Here is a 9,206-nt window from a genome sequence, read left to right as displayed (position 1 = left end):
CTGCTCATCGCTCAAATCCGTGGGATAGACGGCTTCCATGCCAGGTGCTCCGAAGCGAGAAAAGTTCCTCCAGTTTCAAACGCTGCGTGTAAATACTGCTTATTTCCGCGACGATCAAGACCTTTTCAAACACGTTCTAAGAGAGCCTCTATGTCCGCGAGCATGAAGCTGCCTCGCTGGTATCGCGGACGGGATGTCCCGATGGCGGTGATTCGACGATTCGCCCGCGACGTCGCGGAGCGCTTCAAGCCGGAGAAAATCATCCTGTTCGGATCGCACGCCTACGGTAAGCCACATGCCGACAGCGATGTGGATATTCTTGTCGTAGTTCCGACGCGGAACGAGATCGACCAGGCGGTTCGGATCGATCGAGTAACCGATCCGATGTTTCCGCTCGACCTCATCGTCTGTAGCCCGAAGAACATTGCGTGGAGACTTAAGGAAGGCGACACTTTCTTGCATGAAGTGATGAACAGGGGCAAAGTGCTCTATGAAAAGGCTCACGGCCCAATGGGTGCGAAAAGCGGAGTCCGATTTCGTAGTGGCCAAGAAAATCGCGCGGGGAAGCGATCCTCACCACGATGAAGTTTGCTTTCACGCAGAACAGTCTGCAGAAAAATACCTAAAAGCTCTCTTGGAGGAACTCGGTCAGCCGGTACCACGCACCCACATTCTCGAAGAGCTTGTCGTCTTGCTCATTCCCTCGCATCCCAGCTTACATTCGCTTCGACTCGGAGCCAAATTCCTGACGCGGTTTGCGGTGGCAACGCGGTATCCCGGTGAAAACGCCACTAAGCGCCAGGCGGCTTCGGCGGTGCGATGGGCTGAGAAGGTTCGCGCGGAAACGCGAGGCCTGCTTCGTATCGCAACGAAGAGGCGAAGCGGCCCGTGACTGCATAGTGGCGCGCTTGGCGAACCTTTCCGGTTGGCGAAGCATCTCTGATGGCTCCGCGCTTAGCGGCGGCCTTCTCATTTTTTTCCTTCAATTGCGGCAAACCGCAATTGGAATCGCGTGCGCGAGCGACTAGGGTGGATTCTCACCTTGGTTCGAACGTTTCTCCACTCGCGTTACTCCAAGAGCCGCGATGCTTGGCGAGACGGAGGCGTTCGATGCCCACGTGTAGGGGGTAGGGAACCGCACACCCTAAACGACCATGTTGAACCACGCTTTTGACGCGGCCCACGTGCCGGAGTTGAATGGTCACGCCTTGCGTCAGCAAGAAATCCAGCGACAAGAGGACCAAATCTACTGGCGGTTGTTTGATGACGTGCAACGAAGGCTCGCCGAATCATGCGACCCACAATGCGTTCATCAGGCGCTCGACGAACTCTTTCTCGCGCTACACGAACGCGTGATGAGTTCGTCCGCTCCTGATTGGAAGGCGTTCGTCGCGAAATGCCGACAACATCCTCTCCTTCAGGCCCTCCATCAAGATCCGTTTACCTACCGCGCGTTTTCGAAACCGCGCGGCTATGCCGGCGACGCCGAAATGATGGATTTCATTTACGGCCGCGAGGACCAGCGTGTGCCGCCGCCGGCCGAGCCCATCGGGCGCCAAGTTTTCGACTATACGACCCTAGCGCCCGCGTCGGAAGGAGTTCGCGCGCGCCGCGCGTTCATGTCTGCCCAGATCGATCGGTTGGCGGAAGAGCGCCGACGACCACACATCCTCTCGATTGCGGCCGGGCACTTGCGCGAGGCCAGCGTTTCGATCGCCGTGCGGCGCCGCCGGACCGGCCGGTTTCTGGCCCTGGACGCCGATCCGGAAAGCGCCGCCGAGGTGCAGCGCTGCTACGCTTGCTATGGCGTCGAAACGGTCACCGGGTCATTTACAAGATTGCTCGGGCGGCAAAGTCACCAGGCCGAATTCGATCTCGTATATTCGACGGGCCTATTCGACTATTTGAACCAGCGCACGGGCCGCCGCCTCGTTACCTCGATGTTCCAGATGCTGCGCCCCGGCGGAAGCCTCGTCGTCGCCAATTTTTTGCCCGGCATCCGCGACATCGGTTACATGGAAGCCTTCATGGATTGGAACCTGGTCTATCGATCGCGGCACGATATGATCGATTTGACGATGGATATTCCCGAGGCCGAGGTCCAGGCAATCAACCTGGTGTCCGAGGAATGCAAGAACATCGTCTTTCTGCAACTGACGCGAAACTGACGCCGGTTCGTTCAGCGGAGCAAGAGTTCCGTCGAACCGGCTGGCGTGTTGCTTGCCGCTCCGACGGCGGCAGCCAGCGCGGCAAATAGCTCGTCCGGCCAGATCGGTTTGGTGACATAGCCATCCATTCCCGCGGCAAGACATTGCTCGCGATAGCCATGGACAGCGTGCGCAGTCATGGCGATGATCGGCACTCTCCCTCCGGTGACCGCCTCGTTGCCGCGGATGGCTTTGGTGGCTTCCATGCCGTCCATTTCCGGCATTTCCAGGTCCATTAGCACGAGGTCAAACAAGTGGCTTTCAAGCACCGCGAGCGCTTCCAAGCCGTTCTCGGCAACTTGCACCTCGTGGCCTTTCAGTTCAAGCAGTCCGAGCGCTACTTCGCGATTGATCGCACCGTCTTCCACCAGGAGAATGCGCAATGACCGATCCGCGTCGGCTTGATCGCCGCGGACGTGGTTTCGCGTTCCGTCGCGCGACGCGCCGGCGGCAACCAAGGCCTCGAGCAATTCGGAATGTTTCGCCGGCTTGGTCAGGCATTGGACATTGCTCAGGCGCTCGCAACCGGCCGAATCCGAATGCTCGATCGCGGGCATCAGAACAATCGCCGGGCAGGCTTTGAGCCGCGGCAGTTCGCGAATGTGTTCGACGAGCGCCGAGCCGTCGTGCGTCGCCGGGTCGCCGTCGATTATTAGGACGTCAAATCCGTGATTTTCGGCAACGGCGGCGCGACATTCGGTCATTGCCGAACTGGCGCCATCGGCGAGCGTTGGCAGCATTCCCAGGTCGGCCAGGAATCGACCGAGAGCCGACCGCTGCGTGGCATTGTCATCGACGACCAACGCACGGAGACTCCGCAAGGTCGCGGCAGTCGCGATCTGCGGAGCTTCGCTGCTCGCGCTTCGCTCGAACTCCGCGGTAAAGTGAAACGTGCTTCCGCTGCCCGGCTCGCTCTCAACCCAGATCCGTCCTCCCATGAGCTGGACCAATTGAGCGGAGATTGCCAAGCCGAGGCCGGTGCCTCCATATCGCCGAGTGGTCGAGTTATCGGCCTGACGGAACGACTCGAAGATGCATTGGTGCTTGTCCGCGGGGATGCCGATTCCGGTGTCGCGCACGAAAAAATGGAGTCGAATTCCGTCCGCGGTCTGGTGTTCGATTGCGACATCGACGAGAACTTCGCCGCAGTCGGTGAACTTCACCGCGTTTCCGACCAGATTGACGATGACTTGCCGCAATCGATTGGGATCCCCGACGAGCTGGCAAGGGACCTCGCGACAGATCGTCTGAATGAGTTCCAGACCTTTCTGCGAGGCGTCGCGCGCGCGGACCTGCAGCGCGTTTCCCACCACTTCGCGGACGTCAAAGTCGGTTCGTTCCAGTTCGAGGCGGCCTGCTTCGACCTTTGAAAAATCGAGAATGTCGTTCAACAGGCGGAGAAGTGAATCGGCGGACTGCCGGACGATGTTGAGATAGCTCTTTTGTTGCGAGTTGAGTGCAGTGGTGAGCGTCAGTTCGGTCATTCCAATGATGCCGTTCATTGGGGTGCGAATCTCGTGGCTGACCATCGCCAGGAATTGGCTCTTGGCTTTGGTGGCAGCCTCCGCGGCTGCGGTGCGTTCGGCAACCCGCTGTTCCAGCGTTGCATTGAGTTGCTGAAGCTGCTGGAAGCCCTGGGCATTTTCGAACGCGGCGCCGGCGATCGTCGCCACGAAATCGGCGAGCCGTTTCTCGTCTTCGCCGAATAGATTTCGCACTTGCTCGTGGACGACCGAAAGGCACGCGACCGCCTGTCCGCGCGCCAAGACGGGCACGCTCAGTGCGGAACCTTGAGTGGCGTCCAACGAGCCGATGCCGGCCTCCGCGGCCAACTCATCCTGATCGGAGAGGGCACATCCGGCCCGGAGCGAGCGTTCCACCAACGACTGACCGGCTTCGCTCTCCGACTGGCCGACGATCGGGATAAGATGTTGTTCTTCGGCTGCTTGCTCGACCTGCCAAACCAGGCATTTCTCCGCTCGCAAGAGTTGAAGTGCGGCCCGATGGGCTTCGGCGAAGATCGTTTCGGGCGATAGCGCTGAGGCGATTCGCCGTCCCGAGTCGAGTACCGTGTCGAACCGATCCGCCAATGACAACGTCGCCGCTCCCGTCGTCGCCTCGGGCCCGGTCTTGCCGGGTAGATGCGACATGGCCAAAGATCGAAGGGCGGCTTCGGCCGCGGCGACCATCCGTTGGGCATCCGTCCATCCGAGTTCCGCACGCACCTGGCCGGCCAAAAGCGACGACAAAGCGGATTCGTATGCGGCTCCCTGACGTTCGGCCACTGCCAGGCTCTTGGACAGAAGCCGGAGTCCTTTGCGGCTATTGCCCCGCAAGCACAACAAAATGCCTCGTTCCCGGAGCGCATGAGGGAGATCGTTCTGGAAGCGGCGCGCGATGAGCAAAGCCCGCCGCGCCGCCTTCTCGGCGCTGCGGAGCAACTCGCGACGCCGGCTCGCGAGATGACCATTATACCGCTCGATTTGCACGCGCCGCGCGGTTGCCAGCCAGGCCAAGTTGGGAGCGACGTAGGCGTTCATCACTCCGGCCTGCCTGGCGACTCTCAAGGCGGATTCAAAGGCGTTCGCCGCGTCTTCGGACCGACCGCTCGCCAGCAAGCGCACTCCCTCGCCGAGCATCGTCTGGGCGGTGCCCTGCGCATCGGGGCGAGTCCGTTTCATTTCCACGGCAAGGATTTCTTCCGGGATCTTGCCGAGCGCCGCCCGCGACCAAACATCGAGGCTGATTCCCGAGGCCTGTTCGTCGCCGAGTTGGATTCCCGACTCGTAATTCCGCCGCGCTAGCTCGATCGCCCCCGGCAGATCGCCCAGGCGATAGAGGGCCGCCGCAACCTGATAACGCGCGATGTGCATCTCCCAGAAATCGCCAGTCCGTTCGAGCAGGCGAATCGCTTCGCGCCCCTTCTCCACGCATTCCGAAAATCGAGAGCCGGCATAGAGCACGATAGCGTAGTAGCCCAACGACTGACCTTGTCCCCACAAGTCGCGAAACGAGCTGCGAATATCGAACGACTTCTGTGCATAGATCACGCCGCGTTGATACCAGGGAAGCAGCGACATAGCCGGCGCATGTTCGGAGTAAGCCTGCGCCAACTCGAGCGTCGGCGGATAGCGTTCCGCGAGATTCATGCCGCGCAAATGCGTCCATAGCACGTGGACCTTGCTGCGGACAAACCAATATCCGTGGGCCAGCCGGCTGAAGAGCCGCCAACTGAGCAACTCGGCCGGCGACGGAGATTTCGTCCGCCGAGCGACGAGTCGCGAGGGCCAAAGGCTGTGCAGCGTCTGCACGAGCGCTTCCCAAAGAAAGAGGATCGCGACGACAAACGAGCTGCGCGGCACATAACGGCCCAAATGGCGCAGGGCCTGCTCGAACGATTGCGTGGCAATTTCCATGTCGCCGCGCTTGAAGGCGAGTTCGCCCAGCTTGCCCTTGATTTGGGCGAGGGCAAACCGACCTTCCGCCAGTGCCGCGGCTCGTTCGAAGAGTTCCGCGGCAGCCGCATAGCGGCCGCGCAACATGAGCACGTCGCCGAGCCCTTCGCAAATCTGATAGCGGGTCTTCGTGTCGGCGGCGGCGCAGCCGCGCTCGGCGATTCGGTATTGCTGCTCGGCGATTTCGAGCGCGTGTTGCGAACGCGCCTGTTCCGCCGCTTCCAACGCGAAGTCGAGCGCCAGACCGCTTTCGTCGGCCGCGTCGAAGTGGTAGGCCAGTTCGAATGCGTTGCGGTCCGGCTGCGATTCAAGGTGCAAGGCGGCGCGACGGTGCAGCTTCCGCAGTTCGTCGGCAGTCAGCCGCTCGAGCAACGCTCCGCGAATTTTGTCGTGGACGAACTCGCAGCTTGCGGCATTTGGACCGACCCAAACCAGGTGACGTTGCCGCGCGAGGTCCATCGCCGCAAGCGCCTCCCTCGGTCCTTGCCCGCAAAGCGCGATGGCGGTTTGCAGCCCGAACTCTTTGCCCAGCACGGCTCCGACGGAGAGAAACTCCACGACCGGCGGCGGCAACAGATTGATGCGCCGCGACAGAAACGACGCTGCTTGGTCCGACGACTGCAACCCGGCAATCGCCAGCGGCTCGACCCGCCAACCATCCGGTTCAGCCACCAATCCCCCCGATTCAACCAGCCCGCGCAGAACCGCGGACGCCATGAAGGGGCTCCCGTCCGACGACTTGGTGACGATCTCGATGACTTCGGCGGGCACGGGGCCGGCCATCGACTCGATCAGTTGTCGGATATCCTCTGGACTGAATTTCGCCAGCCGCAAATGGACGGCGGGCGCGAGCCGTCGCAAAGGATGCTCCGCGGGAACTTCCTCGCTGCGGAACGCGATGACGAGGAGCACTTGCGAATCTGGACGCCGCCGCTCGTTATAGGACTGTGCCCAAGCGGAGATGAGCTTGACGGCCAATTCGTCGGACCATTGACAATCGTCGAGAATGATCATCGCGGGGCGTCCGGCGGCGCCCAGCGCATCCACGAAGGCTGCCAGCGCCTGAATACTCCGCAATTCGCCGAAAGCTTCCGGCCCGAGACTTGACGACGCTTTCCAATTCAAGGCCTCGGCGAGGTGCGGCAGCGCGGCACCGACGGCGTCGCATTGGTCGCCAAGGCCCCCGCGAATCGCGTCGACGAGCCCAGGCTCCGACCGCGCCGTCGAAACGATCTCGTGGACGATGCCGTCGAGGAGTTGGAAGGGGTGCTGTCCCACTTGATTCCGCGCTTGCCCCCCCAGGACCCATAGCCCTTGGCGACGACCGCGGTGCGCCAATTCGTCCAGCAAGCGCGACTTTCCGCCGCCCGACTCCGTTTCGATGACGACCAGGGACGACTCTCGCTGGCAGACGCGGGTGATCTGTTCGCCGAGCTGCTCCAACTCGCGCGACCTGCCGACGAAGGCGGCTTCCGTGATGGTGCCGCGCTGGTCGCGGAGGCCGACCACGAAATCCGGCTCACGCTGACCCTGCGCGAACGCGCTTTCGATCATCGCCAAATCGGCCAGAACCGCCGCGGCCGACTGGTAACGGTCTCGCGGGTCCTTGCGGAGCAATCGCTGAACGATCTCGTCCAGCACGCGCGGCACCTCTAGTCCCAGGCTCCGCAACTCGGGGACCCGCGCGGTCATGTGCTGCAGCAGCACGGCGCCGACGGTCGCGCCGTGGAACGGCGAACTCCCGGCGAGCATCTCGAACAACAGCGCGCCGGCCGAATACAGGTCGGCCGGTTCGCCGACGTCGTAGTCGAGCGAGCCGGCCTGTTCCGGCGACAAGTAGAGCGCGTCGTCCACCGATTGGCGGCGGGCGTCTGCGCTCAGCACGCTGCGGCCCCCCAAACCGAAATCGGTCATCACGGCCGCCGCTAGGGATGCATCGTCGGGGATAATGAGATTGTTAGGCCGGATGTTGCGACAGAGCACGCCGCGGCCGTGCAGTTCTTGTAGTGCGGCAAACAACGCCCGGCTGATCCGAAGCACCTGCTCGAGGGCGGGCTTGCTCGCCAACCACGTCGGCAGCGGAGTTCCGGCGAGAAATGGCCGAACCCAAAAGAACAGATCGTCCTGACGGCCGAAGTCGAGCAGCGGGGCAAGCCAAGGGCTCTCGATGCCGCGGATCACTGCCGCTTCATATTCGAGCCGAGCTTGGACGGTCTCCGCGATCGCGGCGGAAGCGGTGCGGACGACGACTTTTCCGCCCGTTGTCGAATCCACGGCCAGAAACGTCTCGTAGCCGCCCGCTGCGCTCAGGAGCCGTTCCAGGTAATAGCGGCCACCGATGGGCGATGCGCCCGCCGCCCCGAGCGACAGGCGAACAGCGGCGCTGGTCGTGGGGTCGTTTCCTGCTGCTGCCATGGCAGATCACGGACTGAATGGGTTGGCTCAATTGGCAGCGGCGCCGGTTCGCATGAGGCTTGCGAAAGGGGGCTGGTAATTGGCCCCCGCTTCGCCGTCGTCGAGTTGCTCTTTGATCGCGATGAAGCGCTCCTCGTTGGCCTCAAAGGCATCGACGACGTCGGGGTCGAAGTGCTTGCCACGGCCGTCGAGAATGATTTGTTTGGCCATATGGTGGGAAAACGCCGGCTTGTAAACGCGCCGGGTTGTCAGCGCGTCGTAGACGTCGCTCAATGCCACGATTCGACCGCAAAGCGGGATTTCCTCGCCGCGGAGCTGATACGGATAGCCGCTTCCGTCGAACTTCTCGTGATGAGTGAACGCAATGTCGCGCGCGACTTGCAGGTATTTCGCGCGCGGGTGCGCCTGCACGGCCGCGTTCAGCGTCTGCCCTCCAATCGCGACGTGCTGCTTCATGACCTCGAACTCTTCGGGAGTGAGCCGGCCCGGCTTCAACAGCACGTTGTCCGGAATGCCGACCTTGCCGATATCGTGCAGCGGGCTCGTCAGATAGAGCAATTGAATGTAGTCGCCGTCGAGGACGTCTTTGAATTTGCTCATCCGCGCGAGATGCTGAGCGAGGACCAGGCAATACTCGCGCATCCGCTCCAAGTGGGCCCCGGTGTCGGTATCGCGGGCTTCGGCCAACTTGGCCAAACTGAAGATCACCACGTCGCGGCTTTCGAGCGACAGAATGCGCTCGGCCACGTGAAGCCGCATTTCCAGCTCGGCGGGATCGAACGGCTTGGTGAGGAACTCGTCGGCGCCGGCGCGCAGGCCGTCGATGATGTTGTGACGTCCGCCGCGCGCGGTCAGCAGGATGAAATAAGTGTACTCGCTCGACGTCCGCTCGCGAATGTAGCGACAGAGTTCCACGCCGCTCATTCCGGGCATGACCCAATCGGAAATGATCACGCGAAAATTGCCGTTGCGGACCATTTCCTGCGCTTCGAGGCCGTCGCGGGCCGTTGAGACTTCATACTCGAAATAGACCAGCGCATTTTCGAGCATCGCCAGCGCATCTGGATCATCTTCCACGACAAGAACTCGCATCTCAGGATTCTCCCCAAACCTGCCCAAAGTGGAGAGC

At 61.9% G+C, this 9,206-nt stretch carries 4 protein-coding genes; 2 read left to right on the top strand and 2 right to left on the bottom strand.

What is annotated here, in order from left to right; translation table 11 throughout:
• Nucleotides 1–150 precede the first annotated feature (150 nt).
• Nucleotides 151–585 (top strand): nucleotidyltransferase domain-containing protein, encoded by a 435-nt coding sequence (locus tag VGY55_11455; protein ID HEV2970576.1) that lies wholly within the window; start codon nucleotides 151–153, stop codon nucleotides 583–585.
• A gap of 569 nt (nucleotides 586–1,154) precedes the next feature.
• Nucleotides 1,155–2,168 carry a class I SAM-dependent methyltransferase gene (locus VGY55_11450; GenBank protein ID HEV2970575.1) on the top strand — a complete coding sequence of 338 codons (1,014 nt, stop codon included), beginning with the start codon at nucleotides 1,155–1,157 and terminating at the stop codon, nucleotides 2,166–2,168.
• Between the two features lie 11 nt (nucleotides 2,169–2,179).
• On the opposite strand, the gene VGY55_11445 is transcribed toward VGY55_11450, so the two are convergent.
• The gene (locus VGY55_11445; protein HEV2970574.1) at nucleotides 2,180–8,077 is read right to left on the bottom strand and encodes a response regulator; all 5,898 of its coding nucleotides are present in this window, start codon (nucleotides 8,075–8,077) and stop codon (nucleotides 2,180–2,182) included.
• A 27-nt stretch (nucleotides 8,078–8,104) separates the two neighbouring features.
• A complete protein-coding gene (locus VGY55_11440; protein ID HEV2970573.1) occupies nucleotides 8,105–9,169 on the bottom strand; it encodes an HD domain-containing phosphohydrolase in 1,065 nt (354 codons plus the stop codon).
• Nucleotides 9,170–9,206 lie beyond the last annotated feature (37 nt).

This window comes from Pirellulales bacterium, assembly GCA_035939775.1.
In the GTDB taxonomy this organism is placed as follows: Bacteria; Planctomycetota; Planctomycetia; order Pirellulales; family DATAWG01; genus DASZFO01.
The sequence above is the reverse complement of the archived record's forward strand: the minus strand, read 5'-3'. Positions and strand labels throughout refer to the sequence as shown.